Origin of the sequence: Nostoc sp. (assembly GCF_036917575.1) — a bacterium.
GTDB lineage: Bacteria > Cyanobacteriota > Cyanobacteriia > Cyanobacteriales > Nostocaceae > Nostoc.
In genome coordinates, this window is the sequence record NZ_JBALDC010000045.1 from 109,911 (window position 1) to 127,714 (window position 17,804).

Below are 17,804 nucleotides of genomic sequence, written 5' to 3' on the forward strand. Positions count from 1 at the left end.
TCGGTAAACCAGAATAATAACTATTAATGTCAATAATCAACTACCAAATCTACTGTTGAAGGAAATATACAGTCAAGCGATCGCTTATATTTCCTAAACAACAACATCCAAGCTTTACTCACCTCACCATCGTACTATTCAATAAGTATTTCGATTTAGTCATCGGGAAACTGCCAAAATGAAATACTTTCTACATCTTTGCGACTGCATTGAATACAAGTAACATTAAATGCTGAATCTATCCACTCATAACCGCAAGCACGATAATGACAGAAAATATTATTGCGCTTAGAGTGTGGTTATTGCGCGGAAACTCGCCGGAAAATAAACTATTGTGCCGTGGTATTCCTAAAACTTGAGGTTAGAATCCCCTAGCCTAAAGACAGAGGTGTTGACAGAAGATTTATGATTTTTAGCTCATGTCGCCTGATAATTCAGGTTTTATAATTAGAGTTAGAAGGCTTAGAGCATTAAGCATAAATGAGGTTAAAAGCTGTGAAGAAAATAGTTGTTGCTACTTTATTCAGCTTAATCGCTGGCTCAACATCTTTACTTTTTCCCCAAGCCGCTAAAGCTGATAGGGTTGTTTACTGTCATCCTGTTACTGACAATAGGGTACTCAAAGAATCGGTGGCAGACCACCCCAATGCTTATACAAATGGTTTTCGAGAAGGACAACAAAGCGCTCGGAATAGAGTTGCTTATAAACCTCGGACTGTGGGAGGTGAATTCGCTCGTGGTTTTCAGGATGGTTATTTGAATCTACCTTATGCTGGGCAAGAGAATGTTGTACCTAGAACAATTGTGCAACATACTACTCAGGTTTGTAGTGATGATGGTTATTACACCGTAGCGCCTTCTCCTGCTTACATCTACAACCCTTATCCCATCTATGGGTCGCCCTATCCTACTTATGGCATCAACTTCGGATTTGGAAGAGGGTTCCACTTTGGATTTGGCGGAGGGTTCCACGGATGGGGTCATCATCGAAGATGGTAGGGGTGGGGAATTTTGTCAAAGAAAGTTTCTGGGCTGGAGGATAGTTTCTATTCATCCTCGGAAGTGATCAGGGAAAAATTCGAGAATATATCTGAAATCAGAAAAAAAAGATATTCAGATAGACCAGATGAAAGTATTTCTTGCTTTTCTGGTACATAACCATATTTGTGCAACCGGTGCGGTTGTTTTCCAAGGCGATCGCTGGGAATTATACCAATTTGTAATTCGTAATTAAGAAAGCTAGACTATATCTGGGTTTGGGATTTGAATGTATTACCTCATTTTAGAGAATTGGTATTACAAATTAGTAGATTATCCAAGAAAAGTGAAAGGCAATACACTTGTTAAAGAATTATTTATGCCTTTGATATTCAATCCGCACTTGCTTAACGTTAAACTCAGATTCTAAAAACTCAAGTTTTTCTACTTGCTGTAATCCCAAACTTTCAAACTGTGCTAATTCTGAATCTGATAATGGCCAAGGTGGCCCAGAAGGTTCAGCTTCTGTATCTCGAACACGAGTAATCAGCAAAAGTGTGCCACCAAGAGCAACAACAGAGGTAACTGAAGAAATAACCCAAGAACGTACATTTAACGGTAAGGCTTGAATATTACGACATTCAAAAACAAAATCAAAAGCTTGATGCCATTGTGGGTAAATCGCTAACAAATCTGCAACTACATAGCTGACAGTCGAATCTGGAAATCGCTGCTTACACCAAGCGATCGCTGTCGGTGAAATATCAAAGGCAGTTACTTCAAACCCCTGTTCAGCTAAAGTTTCGGCATCATCTCCTAAACCACAACCAATGACTAGCGCCTTTTGCCCAGAAGCGAACGGTTGACGAATCGTCAACCAATCTTGTAGATAAGGGTGAGGAGCTAACTTTGCCCAAGGAATTTTTGCTGTATCACCTTTAGCTTCGGTATATAACACTTCAAACCATGCCGATGGTTCTGATTTTTGTAAAGCTTCGGTAGCTAACTGTTGGACATAAAATCGTAAATCTTCAGGTTGTTGTTCAAACATAAAAACCTATCACTGACACTAATAACTTGAGGTAACTGCTATAGTATCGCGCAATAATTTATGAACGCGATCGCCCTGAGTGAGAACCCGTAAAATTTTTTCTCGTGATACCTTTGTAGATTTTTCTAAAACAGTAAGTTCTACTTCAAAGAGTTGAATTACTTTATTTAACACTGGAAAACACTAAATATATATTATTGACTTTAAATACGTTCGAGTGCAACAAAAACACTTCACTCTTTGTAATGCTCAAAATTACCCTAAGTTAGCACACAAGGAGTGACCCTCAACCCTTGTATCAACTAGTATATAGACAGGTCTAGATATTTGCTAAGAACCAGTTTAGTTTGCAAATAGAATCTGGAAATTGCTTTTATATACAGCAGATTGCAAGTAAGTGAGGTACAAAATCCAGGACTGATTTATCAAATATTAAGAGTTTCTACCTCTTCCCTCCTGCCTCCAGCCTCCAGCATAGCTGCCTCAAAATCCGTAACTTTGTACTTCATGCAAATGAAAACTGCTGTATGTATTCTCGTCCACCCCAAGGAATGTAGCAGGTTTGGGTACGCCGGAAAAACCTTTTACACCAACCTTGATTGAGCAGTTTAAGTTAAGCGATACATATATTGATGGGGCTTTTGCTCTTGAGCAAGGGTTTATTTTTTCCGCTATGATTTTGGCTTGTATCACAGTTTATATTATTGAGCGCAAGTTTCGCCAAGCTGCCTATTGGTCTATAGTCGCTGCTGTCATTTCCTGGGTTGGGTTGATACACAGTTATCGTTGGAGTGTTGCAGATACAGTTGTTAATTTCGGCTGGGGAACTGGTACGCCTTGGGCTATTGGCTATGTAATGCTTGCAATTCTCTTTTTCTATGTTGATTGGCAAGAAAGGCGTAAGGCTTAATGCCTTATCGCATAAAAGTTGAATTATCTAGATGAGATTAGTCAATAAGTTGTGGGGTGGGAATTTGCGTATCGATATCTGCTTGGGAATAAGTGGGGAGCAACCAGTTACTCTCACCCGCCTTAAATACTTTGGCAGGTTCAACATTCAATTCAATTGCACCAGTGGCTGGATTAGTTCTAGCAAGAGACTGTGTACCATCGACAAACTTAATGGCGATTGGTTGAATCAGTTCTTGTGGTTGAGCATTCGGGCCTAGAATCACTTGAGAACCTGCGGGTAAGTAAATGCCATCGCAATCCCAATCATCATCGGTGATTGTTCCTGCGCCCAGAAAGTAGAGTTGGGTTGGAGATTTTTTAGGTTTATTGGCATAGACAGCCAAAGTCTTTCCAGTTTCATTACGACACTGTGCCCGCTTTCTAGCTGTTTCTATGACATATTTCTGAAACTGCAATTGTGCCAGTCGCTGTTGGAATTCCTCAGGTGTATAGCCAGCTTGCTCCGGTGTATTCTTGACAGTTAGAAGTTGATTGAGCGCTTGAGTTACCTCAGCATAGTCAGCCCCCTTAGTGAAATCCTTACCTGCCCAAGAAGGTTGAGCAATTAGCAAGTTCACTATTAACACCAGAGCAACAAGAACAATTTTCAGAAACTGCATATATTTCTCCTTTTTTGAAATTAGTGTTCAGTACCACTGAAACTTTACCAGATTTCAAATCCTTGGAAATTTAAAGAGCGATCGCACTAACAATATCCATAAGATTAATTAATAGCCCTACAAGCTCTCCTCAATATCCACTAAAAGGTGGTAGCAGTCAACTAGTAACTGATAGCTGATGTCAAACTCTTAACTGGGTGACGGCGATATTGCCGGAAAAACACACATCTACATCGCTACCAGGAGTGCGATCGCGTTTGCCATATTCTCCTACATAATAAAAATTATCGCCTTCGATTCGATAGTTCACGGGCAAAGGTTTGGTACAGGCTTGGCAAAACACCATCTCAGGATGTGGTTCTCCTGGTTGCAGATGCGGCAAATTCACATTCCAGAAGCTTCCTGGTTCTAAGGGACGCTTAAATAAATCCGCTAAAACTTCAGTTGTGAATTTGGCAGCCAGATCCCAATCAAAATTCTGCTTGGCTTTTCGATAGTGGGAAATGGCAACTCCAGGAATACCGTGCATCGCGGCTTCCCGTACGGCGGCAACTGTGCCAGAAATGTAAGCATCGACTCCTAAGTTTCCCCCAGCATTGATGCCTGAAAGTACAAATTTGACATCTGCGGTAATTTGTGTTATTGCAATTCTCACACAATCGGCGGGAGTACCTGCGATCGCATACTCAGTTTCAGAACGTCGCTGGAGATTGATAGCACGAGTTGTAGTAACTTGATGTCCACAGCCAGACTGATGATCCGCAGGAGCAGCGATAATAGAATTTCTGCCGTTTACAGCTTTGAGCAGCGCTTGGATACCGGGGGCATCAATGCCATCGTCGTTAGTTAAAAGTATAGTCATGTGTATATCATATTGATTTAGCTAAAATATCAGAAAAATGCAGAGATCAACCATCACATAGACATCTCTATAAATTAAGTATGCATTATCCAGAACTGTTGTAGAGACGTTGCAGTGCAACGTCTCTACAATCTTTTCTCTCAAATATTTAATCAGTACAGCAAAAAAAGCTACTTGCATATATGAAAAAATATGCTTGATTCTGCAAAAAATATCGCACTAGCGATATTTTTTCTTGATGGTTTGCAAATTCCGCCCTAAGCATTTGGGTTAATTCCCAAAATGGGGGGTATTTTTTGTCACAAGTAAGGGGGTTAGCATTAGGTTAATGCTTGCAACCGCCTTCAGAACAAGTTTGTGTAATCAAAAATCCCGTACAATATACATATTTGCTGGGAATATCAGAAATTTTACACTGGATAAAATCGGGAACGAGGTGATTTTTGCAGTGGTTCTGTAGTATTTTTGGTGCAAGTCTGTCTTAGGGATCACACGATGAAACAGCTCCTCAAACAAGTTTTTAGCAGTCAAAAACACCTCATCCGGCTAATTCTACCTTTGGTGACGGTTATTTTCGCAGCCTCACTGTTTGCTACACCTGCTTTAGCCACAGGTGTGTATCAAATACCCAGCCTGAGTGCCGGGAATAACACCTGGGTTTTGGATCGAGGTGAAGTCATCAGCCGTCTGAATGAAGGCAAGATTAGCAGCGCTTTTGAGGATTTGGCAAAGCAAACAGATAATGAGGTAAGAATTGTTACTGTTCGCCGCCTCGACTATGGTGAAACACCAGAAAGCTTTAGTAAAGAACTATTTGAAAAATGGTTTCCGACAAAAGCAGCCCAAGCTAATCAAACCTTGTTGGTTCTTGATACAGTTACCAACGGTACGGCCATTATTACTGGGGATAAAGTCAAATCTTTGTTAACTGACTCTATTGCCGAGAGTATAGCAACTGAAACAGTAAGTGTACCGTTACGCAATGGTGACAAATACAATCAGGCATTTATTGATGCAAGCGATCGCCTTGTCGCCGTTCTCTCTGGTAAAACCGATCCAGGGCCACCCCAAATAACTGACAATGTACAGGTTGGAGGCACTTTCAAGAAAGCTGAAGAAACCGATCAAGGTAACGCTACTGCTTGGGTAGTAGGATTGTTAATTGCTGCCACCGTTATCCCAATGGCAACTTACTATATCTATCAGATAAATCAGCCTTCATCTAATGGGTAATGGCATTAGGAGTTAGGGGTTATGAATTTCTAACTCTTAACTTTTAACTCCTTACTGTCAACTTTAATCTTGAACATACTCTTGCCCTGTAACTAAAGCTACCTCAGCCCGGATAAATTCTCGACCTAAGTAAGCTGCATGATCTAGTTGAGTTACAGGAGAAGGCTGATTTTCTTCAAAAATCTTCACGCAAAGTTCTTTCGCCGTTCTGGCGCTAAAAACTGTTGTATGAGTTCGTTCTACCTTTTCTCGCGCTGGAATAACCTTTCCCGTTTCAGGATCGACAGCTAAACCGCGATCGTCAATCACATTTGTGAAATGCTTGGCATAAATTAACCCTGCATCTCGATCTAAGTAAATAATGAAATATCCACCGGGATCAAGGTCAATATGGCGCTGGGAAAGTTTATCATCAATTGCGGCTAAATCTTCAACTATTAAATCCATAAGCATTATAAAAAGAAATTTTCTTTTTTCAGGGTTTTTACACTCTATATCAAGTGTAATTCGTATCTTCCTTAGTCTTCTTGATATCTTTCACACTATTTTGAAAATAAGGAAAATTTACATCTATTTGCCGAGTAAAGTTTAATTATTCGGTAAACTCTGTTAAGAAAGTAGTTCGTTTTCCTCAAGCATTTTTCTCATTAAACGGCAACTCTGCATTAATTGCCTCAATCTGCTGCTGTTCGAGTTGATTCACTTCCTTAATATAGGGACGGATAATTTGCCCTAAACGATTATTGTAAAAGCGATGCAGACTATGATTGGGCATAGCGGGAAAACCGCGCCGTTTTTTGTGTCGCCCACCCGCGCCAGGGTCAAAAATTTGGATGCCATTAGCGATCGCCCACTCAATCGGTGCATAATAACAAGCATCAAAATGTAAGCAATCTATTTCTTGAAAACTCCCCCAATAGCGTCCATAAAGTTTGTCATCTTTAAATAAACAAAAGGACATTCCTAAAGGTTGAGAGTCATCTTCTTCGCTATATGCGGCAACAAACAAGACTCGATGGCGATAATCACTGTGTAGCTGCTCAAAAAACCTCCGTGTGAGATACTTACTACCCCACCAGCCAAACTTATCACAGGTGTCAGCATAGAATTGGTGCATCAAGGGAAACAAAGACTGAGGAATTTGATCGCCACTCAACGGTTGCAATCGTAAACCTGCTTTTTCCACAGCTTTGCGTTCCCGCTTGATATTGCGGCGCTGATTGGCATTGAAAACCTTCAAATAGTCATCAAAAGTTTTAAAGCCAGCATTTTCCCAGATATAGCTGTGGTGCAGCCAAGTTGTAAACCCATGCCGTTCCAGCATCGGCCGCCATTGAGGATCGACGTAGAGAAAATGACACCCAGAAATCCGATTTTTGGAGCAAAAAGTGTCAATTTCATGCACCATCAGCGCTGTGATTTCATCCTCATCTTCTCCTGGGGCGATTAAGAACCGATAACCTTCAGCTGGGGTGAATGGTGTCATTCCCAGCAATTTTGGGTAATATTGAACTCCGATGCGATCGGCTAACTCTGCCCATTGGTGATCGAAAATAAATTCACCAGAACTATGTCCTTTAAGATAAAGTGGCGCGGCAGCAATCAGTGTTCTATCTCGCCACAATGTCAAGTGATTTGGCAACCAACCAGTTTTAGCTGTAACACTTTGGGAGATTTCAAGATTGTTCAGCCACTCCCATTCTAAAAATGGCGTTTTGAGTGGCATTGCCAAAGCATTCCAGGCATTTTGGGGTACTTCAGCGATTTTATTCGTCCAAACGACAGAATAGCGAGGCTTAAGTTGTTCCACCATTTTAGAGGAGTAGGGAGTAGGGAGTAGGGAGTAGGGAGTAGTAAGGGGCAGGGGAAGAATAATTAATGCTCAATGCCCAATACCCAATACCCGATAACTTAACTTAGCGTAATCTAATCTGTTAGTCGTTGCAGGCGATAGTGCAAAAACACTTCTTGCTCTACTGTATGAACTTCTATAAGTTCTAACTTGGGAGCCAAATCAGGTAAAAATCCTTTCCCATCTACGGCTGTGGGTGCAGTATTACCACCTAAAATCAGCGGACAGACAGTTAGCCATAATTCATCAATTAAATCTAATTCCAGCAAGGAAGCTACTAATTCACCTCCACCCAAAACCGCCAAGCGTGTTATATGTAGAGTGGCTAGATGCTTCAAAGCTGCGGAAATGTCAATTTCTCGCGTTGGTGTTTCAAAAACCAGAATCTGCTCAAATTCTGGAGGGTACTCTTGTACTCTGGTTGCCAGAGTTGAGGAAAGCGTCTGTAAGCGTTCTTTCCATGAAATTTCTCCTGATGTTGTAGTGAGTAGCCAGCGTCTAACTGGTTGCTTAAAAAAGCGAATTTCCGGATTAAGGTTTGCAGAGTTTGTAGTCACTATATGAACTGGTTGCCGAGGCTTCCCTCCTTGCGCCCGAAGTTCCACTAAAGTTGGATCGGTTATAGTAAGTGTTGTTCCATAAGCGTCCAGAGTCCCAGCACCAAACAAAACGGCATCAGAGGCAGCAATTTGTTTTTCTAAGTGTGCTTTATCAACCCTTGAGCCAAATCGAGCAGGCGATCGCTTAAAATCTGCTATCTTGCCATCTGCACTCATTGCTAAAACAACTGTAGTATGAGGACGATGTTGCAACATTAAATTGATTTGATAGTTTTTATATTTTCTTTAGTCAGATGTAGATTTTCAAACAAAAACATACCTGCAAACTACTGTTTTATAATTTTAGCCCTTTATTGATATGCAACATAAATCGCTTTTACATCTAGCATATACGAGTTTTGGTATACGACGTTTCTTTTTGAATTATAGCAATTTGTTATTTTTAAACATTGAAAATAAAATTTTGGTAATTTAATAAAATGTCTCATCTAGCTGGTCTAATTGCATATCTTTGGTGTTGTAGATTGCAGGTGCAAAGTGAGACAGTCGATGACTAATTCCCGTCAATCTTCCTTTCGTCGAATTTTAGTAACGAGAATATTGCTGCTATTTGTTCCAGTTCTACTAGTAGGCGAAATTGTTGCCTTGAATAAGGCACGTTCTAGTATATTGGGAATCGCACGGCAAAATTTAACAGAAAGCGCTATCAGTAAAGGGGAGAGAATTGGTGATGCGATCGCAATCTTAAAAGCTAATTTGCAGAGTGTAAGCAAAACAACGGTTATTCCGTCAGATTCGCCTATACAAGAGCAAGAAATTCTCACGCAGTTAAGGCAACAACTTCCAGCTAGTATTGAGTGCATCCAATTAACAAATCTCCTAAGCCATAAGATAGTTGCTAGTAGTTGTGGGGATCGAGAAATTGGAGAATTGAGATTACCTTTCCCTAATGAGGGAATTGATGTCAAAGCAATCTTCCCGCAAAAAGCAGGAATGACGGGAAAAAGAAACACACAAAATCAGCAGCTGCAAGTAGTTTTATCTGCACCAGTCTTTGATAGGCGAAAAAATTTAGTTTATAGCTTAAGTATTCAGTCTGCATTGTCCCAACAAACCAATAATCCGCCGGGATCGCTCACGGGCGCTATGGTAGTGATTGCTGAAAATGGCACAATTTTGGCACACCCATTCACAGATTGGGTGGGAACTAAGATCACTCAGCACCCTAATCATTCCCAAATCGAGAGCATAATTAAAAATGCAATTACGGGACAAAACGATTCGATAAATTTCTCTTTTACTGAAGGAAAAGAATTAGTCGCTGGCTATACAGCAATTCCAAACCCACTCACTCAACAGCAGCAGCAAAAATGGATAGTTTTAGCTGTTACTAGCGTCGATAATGCGCTTTTTGGTTTAGAGGAAATCAAATTGATTCTTATCGTTTTGACAGTTGGTTTGATTGGTGCAAGTTTGTTAGCATCTCTATATTTAGCTCCTTACTTGGCACGTCCTGTAGAAGAATTGCGAGACTACGCTCTCAATATTCACTCTCACCATGCCGCACAACCAGTTCCGCACAATTTTCAAATTCGGGAATTTAATCAGCTGGCCCAAGCATTAGACCAAATGGTAGAACGGCTGAAAGCTGGATCGGAAGAACTGGAAATAGCTTGGAAAGAAGCAAAAAGCGCTAACCAAATTAAAAGCCAGTTTTTAGCTACGACTTCCCATGAATTGAGAAACCCATTAAATATTATTATTAACTGTATTCGCCTGGTTGAAGAAGGCTTATGTGATGACCGAGAAGAAGAAATGGAGTTTCTCAAACGAGCCGATGAAACAACAATTCACTTGTTAGGTATTATTAATGATTTACTCGATATTTCTAAAATAGAAGCAGGTAAGCTTTCAGTTGTTTCCACGCCTATTGACCTTCGACAATTATTGTTAGAGGTAATTAATTTACAATCAGTTAATGTCCAACAAAAGGGCTTGCAATTGAAATGTGAGTTAGCTTCCAAAGTGATCCCAATTAAGGCAGACGCAGGAAAACTGAAGCAAGTGCTGATTAATGTTATCGGCAACGCCACCAAGTTCACCGACACTGGAAGCATCACCATTGCTACAGAAATTCAATCTAGTAGTGGTAAATCTCAGGTGGTAATAGCTGTCAAAGATACGGGTATAGGCATCGATCCGACTCAACAGCACAAACTATTTCGCCCCTTTGTAATGGTGAATGGCACTACAACACGCCAGTTTGAAGGTACTGGACTGGGACTAGCAATTTCACGAAACTTAATCGAACTCATGGGAGGCAGTATTACCCTTGAGAGTGCGGGACTTCATCAAGGTACGACACTGAAAATTACCTTACCTTTGATTGATATCTCGCTGTTATCTGTTCCAAATAAAGAAGCAAATGTCGGGGATCTGGGATTCTCCTCTGGGAATGAAGCGGTAAAAGTAAGCCGCTATCCTAGCCTACAAGAGTCTGTAGGAAGTTCCTCTTTGGGGATTAACAAGTCTGTAAAAATAGAGGTAGACAAAGAAAAGTTCCCGAAGTCCCAATTGCTATTTGGAAATGAGACTTGCGAGATTCGTCTTTCGCCTCTGCAAACTATTTTGGTAAGTCTTCCAAAAGGAGGAGTTTGTGCAAATGAGACTTTCAAGAGGTAATTTAGTTAAAAGTTTATATTCTCAGCACTCCTAAATAGTTGTTACTCTTGCTCCTTGAGAATGCGATCGCTCAAAAAAACAGGTTTACCACCTTGCTGAAGAGATACTGTTAAAGCAGCAAGAATTTCTACTAACTCAGTGCCTACCCAGCCAGACGAAACCTCTAAGGGAGTATTGTTAAGAATAGAGACAACAAACGAAGAGCAAACCCGCCCCAATGGTTCGCCTGTTTCTAACTCCAGCGCTATCTGTCTTTGATTCACAGGAATAAATTGATTGTCCTGCTGTTCAAACTCCCCATGTAGCAGCGTTAAAGGTGACGATCGCGACATTTCATCAAAAATCAAACTACCAAGGCTCCCCACAATCCCCAGCCGTCTTTGTTTATCAGGATTCAGCCAGCACAAATGAATATAAGCTTGAAAGCCATCTGGGTATGTCAGTGTTACCCATACTAAATCAGCCAAACCTTGAGGCAAAGGAGAATCTGTCTCTTTCTTCCCCTCTGCCCCTCTGCTCCCCGGCTCCCCTGCTCCCTGTAGCCACACCGTACCCGTTGCTTGTACTTTCACAGGAATTTGACCAAGCCAAGCGTTAAATATAGCAATATCGTGAATAGCTAAGTCCCACAGTGCATCAACATCTTGCCGAACAGGCCCTAAATGGGTGCGCGTCGCGTAGCCATAGCGTAAATCACCTAATTTCCCCTTTTGTACTACAGTTTTTCCTCGCTCAACTGCTGGATGAAATAAATAAGTATGATCAACCATCAGTATTAAATGATGCTGCTCTGCCAAATGGCAAAGTTCCCGACATTCTACTGGATTGAGAGTTAAGGGTTTTTCAGCTAAAACATGGTATCCCTGTTGGAGAGCGTCTTTAATTAAAGCATAGTGGGTGGTAGCAGGAGTAGCGATCGCCACTCCTGTCAACCCTGGCACTCTCTTTAAATCCTGCCACTGGGTTGTTAATAGTACATTTTTATCTAATTCAAACTGCTGCTTTACCGCCGCTAATCGTTCTGGATGGGGATCAACTACAGCAACTACATTTACTTCGGGATGTGCCAAGAAATTCCGCAGCAGATGCACTCCCCAACGCCCAACTCCGATGACAGCAATATTAATTTTATTTATCATTAGTTATTTATCATTTGTCATTTGTCCTCTCTTACAAAGTCTGAGCGCCGGAAGCCGGCGCTCAGACTTTGCGCTTTGTCATTTGTCATTTGTATACAGAGGACGAGGGACAAATGACCACTGACAATCAACTGATTATCGACTAATCGCCCTTCTTTTAAGCTCAGGGTATTTGCGGATTAGAAATTGCTAAAAAAGCTACTTTAGCTGCTGCTTGTTCTGCGGTTTTGATTGAGCGTCCTTTACCTTGTCCAAGCATCTTTCCGTGTAGCCACACTTCAGCCATGAAACGTTCTTGATTGCGATGCGGTTGAGCGACTTCCACAACCCGATACTCTGGTAAAACTTTAAATTGCGCCTGAGTCCATTCTTGGAGAGCAGCTTTGTAATTTAGTCTGGCAGGATCGAGGCGAATTTCTGTTGCTAGTTGGTGAAAGTGGGGATCTAGCCAAGAGCGAATCAATTCCAGATTTTGAGTACTTAAGTAAAGCGCACCCAAAACTGCTTCAAAGGCATCTGCTAGTCGTGACTCTAGACCAACTTTATCAGCAGTAGCACTACCAGCAACTAGTAAGTATAGCTCTAAACCATAAATTCTAGCCAATTGGGCGAGGATGCGATCGCTCACCAACACCGAACGAATTGCTGCAAAATCCCCCACCGGACACTCAGGATAATTTTCCCATAACACAACAGCCGACACCAGCCGCACCACTGCATCGCCAACAAACTCTAGCTGTTCATAATTTGCTGAATCAGAGACAGTGGGATGAGTTAGCGCTAAATCCAGCAGTTCCCACTTTATAGGTGCTTCTAGCGACAAACCAAATTTTTGGACTAAACTTTCGAGTTGCCGTTGACGGCGTGGATAAGCGAGGGGCATTACGTGACAAGGGGAAGGGGGCAGGGAGCAGGGGAAGATAATTAACTATCTATTTTTTTATATTTCTAAATCTCTTGGATTATCACTTTAACAACTTTTATGCTACTTCTCTCTATCTAGCTTCTCTTGAATCGCTTGACGGCAAAACTCAGGAGGATCGCCTTTAGCTTTTACCTCTTCCTTCATTTCTTTGGTGACACGCAAATGTAGATATTCAGTTAATGGTCGCTCTCTATCTGTGGTGAATGGCTTTAAGTTATCTGGATTACCTTTATTTTTAGACATTATATAAAAATACAAATAAAGTTATTCTCCACGTGTATATCAGTAGAGAATGTTAAATCGATGGGCATCTTAGCCTGAGAAACTTGTTGCCTACCGATTTCCACTTTTACAAGAGGTAACTTTATTTTATGTTTACACGCACAGAATTAAGCGATCGCACAAAATCCGTACAAAAAATAATAGAGTATAAACCGTGAAAGGTTCATACTCCATTGCAGGGGAGAGAGCAGGACATAAGCCGGGTTCTGTTCTCTTGCGAGGGCAGTTATCTATCTGGGACGCCTGTTACCAAACGCCTCAAGCGGCTCTCATTGAGCGGAACAGGTAAAAGACCAACCGTAGTTCCTATCGCCTTGCTCCCAACCGGGGTTTACCGAGCCAGCACCTCTCGATACTGCTGGTGCGCTCTTACCGCACCTTTGCACCCTTACCGGGGATTGGGTACTGGGGATTGGGTAATGGGGATTAGGAAGATTTTTTCCCAGTCCCTAGTCCCTAGTCCCCAATCCCTATTCCCGGCGGTATCTTTCTGTGGCACTATCCTCACGATCGCTCGCACTGGACGTTATCCAGCAAGTTTGGTCTTTCGGGAGTCCGGACTTTCCTCAAATCAGTAACTATGACTGATCTGCAACCGCCTGCGCCTACTCTCTCCTTAGATCCAGTGTACCTGGTTGACAGAAGGGGTTGACAGGTTATTACTTCTTTTTATTCCAAGGTAGAGCGTAAGTCCAAGGTAGTTTCCTGACTGTGAAAGGACAATTGATAATACTAATGGGAGGAAAATCGCCACCTGGGGATAGACCTAAACGCACTTCAGATATCCTAAGCACTAATTGCAAAGAAAAGTCCAACTCTTTTTTTCTGTTAAAAAAGTCGTTGTACAACTTTTTTTGCCCTTTTTGTAGGCCATTGATATCAATTAGTGGTTTTTTTGCTAAATAGGTTCCAGTTACTTGATCGCGCTGGAAAACATCTTCTGCTGTCACTGTTTCAGAAAGTGTTTTCCTGGGAGCAATCAGGCTAGGACTTTGAGGTACTGCTAAGTCGCGGGTTAAGTCTGGTGATTTCCGAATTACGCGGCGCGATTGCTTACTGTGTTCAACAACTAAAGAACTGTTATCCCAGTCAACGTATAAAGCAACATTATCCGATTTATTTTCAATGCTAATTCCTAAATCTTTCAAATCGTCAATTGGGTATGAGGATTTGAGTTTAAAGGAAATTCCAATTTTATCATCGAGATTGTGTTCTTTGAGTTGCTCGTCAACAATTCCTTTTTTAAACTCATATTTAACTTGGTCATCGATGGATTCAATCATGCGGTTGAAAACATAAGAAACACCGATAATATAAATCGTCAAAACTACTAAATTCTGGTCGCTACTCCTCATAACTCAAAATCTTAACTCCTGGTGCTAATGAATGTATATAGGACTTGTCGCTAATCTACAATTTTTAATTGCGCTTAATTTCTACAGAATTTTGCAGCCAGCCTCTTCGCCAAAAAAAGAATAGCAAACTAAATGCGATCGCTAACATCGCTACCCAGCAAAGTGGATAGCCCCAATACCAGTTCAATTCAGGCATATTATATGGCGATTTTTCAGTATTGAAATTCATCCCATATATTCCGGCAATAAAAGTCAGTGGAATAAAAATTGTTGAAACTATCGTTAGTACCTTCATGATTTCATTCATTTTATTACTCACTGCCGAAAGGTACACATCCATTAATCCAGATGCCAGTTCTCGGTAAGTTTCCACCATATCCATCACTTGTACCGTATGGTCATAACAATCTCGCAGGTAGATTCGCACTTCTTCACTAATAAGTTCACTACCGTCTCGAATCAAGGAATTAATTGCATCTCGCTGGGGCCAGATAGCACGACGTAGTTGCAGTAATTCTCGTCTAATTTGATAAATGTTTTGTAGTGTTTGGGGAGTAGGTCTGACTATTACCTCCTCCTCTAACTCTTCAATTCGCTCTCCATAAAGCTCCAGTACTGGAAAAAAGCCATCAATAATTGCATCTAATACAGCGTAAGCTAAATAATCTGTTCCCTGTTTGCGAATAGTACCTTTGTTTTTTTCAATTCGCGATCGCACCGCTTCAAAGCAATCATGTTCTGGTTCTTCTTGGACTGTCAGCAAATAATTTTTTGCTAATATCAAACTCACTTGCTCGCTATAAAAACCACATATTTTTTCCTTTGGTACTACCATCCGGGCAATGAAAAGCAATTGATCTTCATAATCCTCTATTTTGGGACGCTCTGGTACATTGACTACATCTTCTAAAACTAGAGGATGTAACTTAAAAACTTTACCCAATCGTTGTAATATATCTTGACTACCTAAACCTTGTACGTCTACCCAAGAAATCGATTCCGCCTCCAGATAGGGGACACACTCCTCTGGAGTTTCTATTTGTTCGCGGATAAAATTGTTTTGGTTATAGTCAATCAAAAAAATTACTGGTGGTGGAGCATCTGCATCAATAAAAATAGTTCCAGGTATAGTCCCTGGTTGGTGATAGAACTCATCTTCATAGAACTTGGAAACTATTTTAGGAAGACGACTTAGTTTTCGTGCCATGCAATATTACCTAATAGTAATTTGTCATTGGTCATTGGTCTTTTGTCATTAGTAAATAACAAAGGACATAAGGATAACTTACACGTTATTTTATAAATATTAATATAAAGACGGTAATTTCTAAATTAGGTAATTATTTAGGTTGCTAATTTGATCGTCAGCCAGATTTAATCTGACGAATTACGAATTGGTATACCATATTGCCTCTGAATCAGCAATGCTACAAAAAACAGTTTGCCTTGGCAAGACAAACTGTTTAAAAAATATTTATCTGGGTTAGCAGAAGTTAGAACATACCCATGCCGCCCATGCCGCCCATGCCGCCCATGCCACCCATGCCACCCATGCCGCCCATGCCGCCCATATCAGGGGCAGGAGCAGCAGATTTCTTCTCTGGCTTTTCAACAACGATCGCTTCTGTGGTTAAGACCAAACCCGCAATGGAACCAGCGTTTTGCAAAGCTGAACGCACGACCTTGGCGGGGTCGATAATACCAGCAGCAATCAAGTCTTCAAATTCGCCAGTAGCAGCGTTATAGCCAATGTTGAATTCACTCTCGTAGACTTTAGAGACAATTACAGAACCTTCAGCACCAGCGTTGTCTGCTATTTGGCGCAAAGGGGCTTCTAAGGCTCGTTCAACAATATCAGCCCCAATTTTTTCTTCGTCATTTTGCAGGGTGTTTTTAATCGCTTCTACCGCCTTAGCTAAGTGAATTAAGGTTGTTCCACCACCAGGAACAATACCTTCTTCCACAGCAGCTTTCGTAGCGTTGAGCGCGTCTTCAATTCGCAGTTTGCGGTCTTTGAGTTCGGTTTCGGTTGCCGCACCCACTTTAATCACTGCCACGCCGCCAGCAAGCTTGGCGATGCGTTCTTGGAGTTTTTCTTGATCGTAATCAGAATCAGTTTCTTCTAACTGTCTGCGAATTTGACCAATCCGCTTTTGTACTTCTGGCTTGGTGACACTGCCAGCGACAATTGTGGTGGTTTCTTTGTCAATGGTGATTTTGCGGGCAGTTCCCAGCGCTTCTAGAGCAGCGGTATCCAAGCTTAAGCCGATTTCTTCAGAAATCAACTGTCCATCGGTGAGAATTGCAATATCTTCTAACAAAGCTTTGCGGCGATCGCCAAACCCAGGCGCTTTAATCGCAGCTACGGCTAGTACACCCCGCGCTTTGTTCACCACCAAAGTTGCCAAAGCATCACCTTCGACATCTTCAGCGATAATTAGCAAAGGCTGACCAGAACGAGCAACTTTTTCTAAAATCGGCACTAAATCTTGGATGCTGCTGATTTTTTTATCTGTCACTAAGATTTTGGCGTTTTCAAATTCGACGATTTGCCGTTCGTTGTTGGTGACGAAGTAGGGAGAAATATAACCCCTGTCAATCTGCATCCCCTCAACTACTTCTAGTTCGGTGGTTAGGGATTTAGATTCTTCAACGGTAATTACACCATCTTTGGTGACTTTTTCCATTGCTTGAGCTAACATTTGACCAACTTCTTCATCGTTACCAGCAGAGACAGTGGCAACTTGAGCGATCGCACTTCCTTCTATCGGCTTGGCTATTTTGGCAATTTCTTGCACCAGGGCCTCAATAGTTTTGTCGATCCCGCGTCTCAAGCTAACAGGGTTACTACCTGCCGCGACGTTCTTCAAACCTTCTCGAATCAAGGCTTGTGCTAAAACTGTGGCCGTGGTTGTACCATCTCCAGCGACATCTTTAGTTTTTGAGGCTACTTCCTGGATGAGTCTTGCACCAGTATTTTCCAAAGGGTCTTCTAATTCAATTTCCTTGGCAACAGTGATACCATCGTTGACAATTTGAGGTGCGCCAAATTTTTTCTCTAAAAGGACATTACGACCTTTGGGCCCCAAGGTGATTTTTACGGCATCGGCAAGGGCGTTAACACCCCTTTCTAGAGATCGCCGCGATTCCTCGTCAAATGCAATAATTTTCGCCATGTTTTATTTCTCCAGCGCTTTCATTAGACAATTTAGCACTCACAGCGCCAGAGTGCTAATCTCTCAAGCGGCTCAAGTTACAAATGGAAATAAAAAAAATTGATTAATATACAGGTGATGCTCATATTAGATACTGGC

17 protein-coding genes and 1 other RNA gene are annotated in these 17,804 nt (G+C 41.5%); 4 read left to right on the forward strand and 14 right to left on the reverse strand.

All coding sequences use genetic code 11. The features are described 5' to 3' along the window. Nucleotides 1–495 precede the first annotated feature (495 nt). The gene (locus tag V7K79_RS12170; protein WP_335047917.1) at nt 496–999 is read left to right on the forward strand and encodes a hypothetical protein; all 504 of its coding nucleotides are present in this window, start codon (nt 496–498) and stop codon (nt 997–999) included. Between the two features lie 352 nt (nt 1,000–1,351). Here V7K79_RS12170 and V7K79_RS12175 read toward each other — a convergent pair whose 3' ends face one another. Together V7K79_RS12175 and V7K79_RS12180 are read right to left on the reverse strand one after the other, a co-directional pair. Continuing rightward, nucleotides 1,352–2,029, reverse strand: a complete 678-nt coding sequence (locus tag V7K79_RS12175) for a class I SAM-dependent methyltransferase (RefSeq protein WP_335047919.1) — start codon at nt 2,027–2,029, stop codon at nt 1,352–1,354. Nucleotides 2,030–2,047: 18 nt separating this feature from the next. Continuing rightward, on the reverse strand, nt 2,048–2,203 hold the full coding sequence (locus V7K79_RS12180) for a hypothetical protein (RefSeq protein ID WP_335047921.1): 156 nt from the start codon (nt 2,201–2,203) through the stop codon (nt 2,048–2,050). A gap of 388 nt (nt 2,204–2,591) precedes the next feature. On the opposite strand from V7K79_RS12180, the gene V7K79_RS12185 reads away from it, so the two are divergent. After that, complete coding sequence (locus tag V7K79_RS12185; RefSeq protein ID WP_335047923.1) at nt 2,592–2,939, forward strand: hypothetical protein; 348 nt, start codon at nt 2,592–2,594, stop codon at nt 2,937–2,939. 37 nt (nt 2,940–2,976) lie between these two features. On the opposite strand, the gene V7K79_RS12190 is transcribed toward V7K79_RS12185, so the two are convergent. Both V7K79_RS12190 and surE read right to left on the reverse strand, forming a co-directional pair. Next, the gene (locus V7K79_RS12190; protein WP_335047926.1) at nt 2,977–3,600 is read right to left on the reverse strand and encodes a hypothetical protein; all 624 of its coding nucleotides are present in this window, start codon (nt 3,598–3,600) and stop codon (nt 2,977–2,979) included. Nucleotides 3,601–3,781: 181 nt separating this feature from the next. Beyond that, the gene (surE, locus tag V7K79_RS12195) at nt 3,782–4,462 is read right to left on the reverse strand and encodes a 5'/3'-nucleotidase SurE (protein ID WP_335047927.1); all 681 of its coding nucleotides are present in this window, start codon (nt 4,460–4,462) and stop codon (nt 3,782–3,784) included. A 495-nt stretch (nt 4,463–4,957) separates the two neighbouring features. On the opposite strand from surE, the gene psb32 reads away from it, so the two are divergent. Next, on the forward strand, nt 4,958–5,695 hold the full coding sequence (gene psb32, locus V7K79_RS12200; protein ID WP_335047929.1) for a photosystem II repair protein Psb32: 738 nt from the start codon (nt 4,958–4,960) through the stop codon (nt 5,693–5,695). 63 nt (nt 5,696–5,758) lie between these two features. On the opposite strand, the gene V7K79_RS12205 is transcribed toward psb32, so the two are convergent. The 3 genes from V7K79_RS12205 to V7K79_RS12215 all read right to left on the reverse strand — a co-directional run bounded on the left by V7K79_RS12205 (nt 5,759) and on the right by V7K79_RS12215 (nt 8,362). Then, the gene (locus V7K79_RS12205) at nt 5,759–6,142 is read right to left on the reverse strand and encodes a DUF4346 domain-containing protein (RefSeq protein WP_335047931.1); all 384 of its coding nucleotides are present in this window, start codon (nt 6,140–6,142) and stop codon (nt 5,759–5,761) included. Nucleotides 6,143–6,326: 184 nt separating this feature from the next. After that, on the reverse strand, nt 6,327–7,508 hold the full coding sequence (locus V7K79_RS12210) for a GNAT family N-acetyltransferase (RefSeq protein ID WP_335047932.1): 1,182 nt from the start codon (nt 7,506–7,508) through the stop codon (nt 6,327–6,329). Between the two features lie 113 nt (nt 7,509–7,621). After that, nucleotides 7,622–8,362 (reverse strand): RibD family protein, encoded by a 741-nt coding sequence (locus tag V7K79_RS12215; protein WP_335047934.1) that lies wholly within the window; start codon nt 8,360–8,362, stop codon nt 7,622–7,624. A 294-nt stretch (nt 8,363–8,656) separates the two neighbouring features. Between V7K79_RS12215 and V7K79_RS12220 the strand changes: the two genes are divergently transcribed. Next, a complete protein-coding gene (locus tag V7K79_RS12220) occupies nt 8,657–10,789 on the forward strand; it encodes a sensor histidine kinase (protein ID WP_335047936.1) in 2,133 nt (710 codons plus the stop codon). Between the two features lie 41 nt (nt 10,790–10,830). On the opposite strand, the gene V7K79_RS12225 is transcribed toward V7K79_RS12220, so the two are convergent. The 7 genes from V7K79_RS12225 to groL form a co-directional block, all read right to left on the reverse strand. Beyond that, entirely contained in the window at nt 10,831–11,928 is a 1,098-nt protein-coding gene (locus tag V7K79_RS12225) for a Gfo/Idh/MocA family protein (RefSeq protein WP_335047937.1), read from the reverse strand. Nucleotides 11,929–12,091: 163 nt separating this feature from the next. Beyond that, nucleotides 12,092–12,811 (reverse strand): ribonuclease III, encoded by a 720-nt coding sequence (gene rnc, locus V7K79_RS12230; protein WP_335047939.1) that lies wholly within the window; start codon nt 12,809–12,811, stop codon nt 12,092–12,094. 102 nt (nt 12,812–12,913) lie between these two features. Next, nucleotides 12,914–13,096 carry a hypothetical protein gene (locus tag V7K79_RS12235; RefSeq protein WP_335047941.1) on the reverse strand — a complete coding sequence of 61 codons (183 nt, stop codon included), beginning with the start codon at nt 13,094–13,096 and terminating at the stop codon, nt 12,914–12,916. Between the two features lie 219 nt (nt 13,097–13,315). Next, nucleotides 13,316–13,747: RNase P RNA component class A (gene rnpB / locus V7K79_RS12240), an RNA gene on the reverse strand. 47 nt (nt 13,748–13,794) lie between these two features. Continuing rightward, on the reverse strand, nt 13,795–14,490 hold the full coding sequence (locus tag V7K79_RS12245; protein WP_335047943.1) for a hypothetical protein: 696 nt from the start codon (nt 14,488–14,490) through the stop codon (nt 13,795–13,797). A gap of 64 nt (nt 14,491–14,554) precedes the next feature. Next, nucleotides 14,555–15,697: a magnesium/cobalt transporter CorA gene (gene corA, locus V7K79_RS12250; RefSeq protein ID WP_335047945.1), complete on the reverse strand. Its 1,143-nt coding sequence runs from the start codon at nt 15,695–15,697 to the stop codon at nt 14,555–14,557. 286 nt (nt 15,698–15,983) lie between these two features. After that, the gene (gene groL, locus V7K79_RS12255) at nt 15,984–17,666 is read right to left on the reverse strand and encodes a chaperonin GroEL (protein WP_335047946.1); all 1,683 of its coding nucleotides are present in this window, start codon (nt 17,664–17,666) and stop codon (nt 15,984–15,986) included. Nucleotides 17,667–17,804 lie beyond the last annotated feature (138 nt).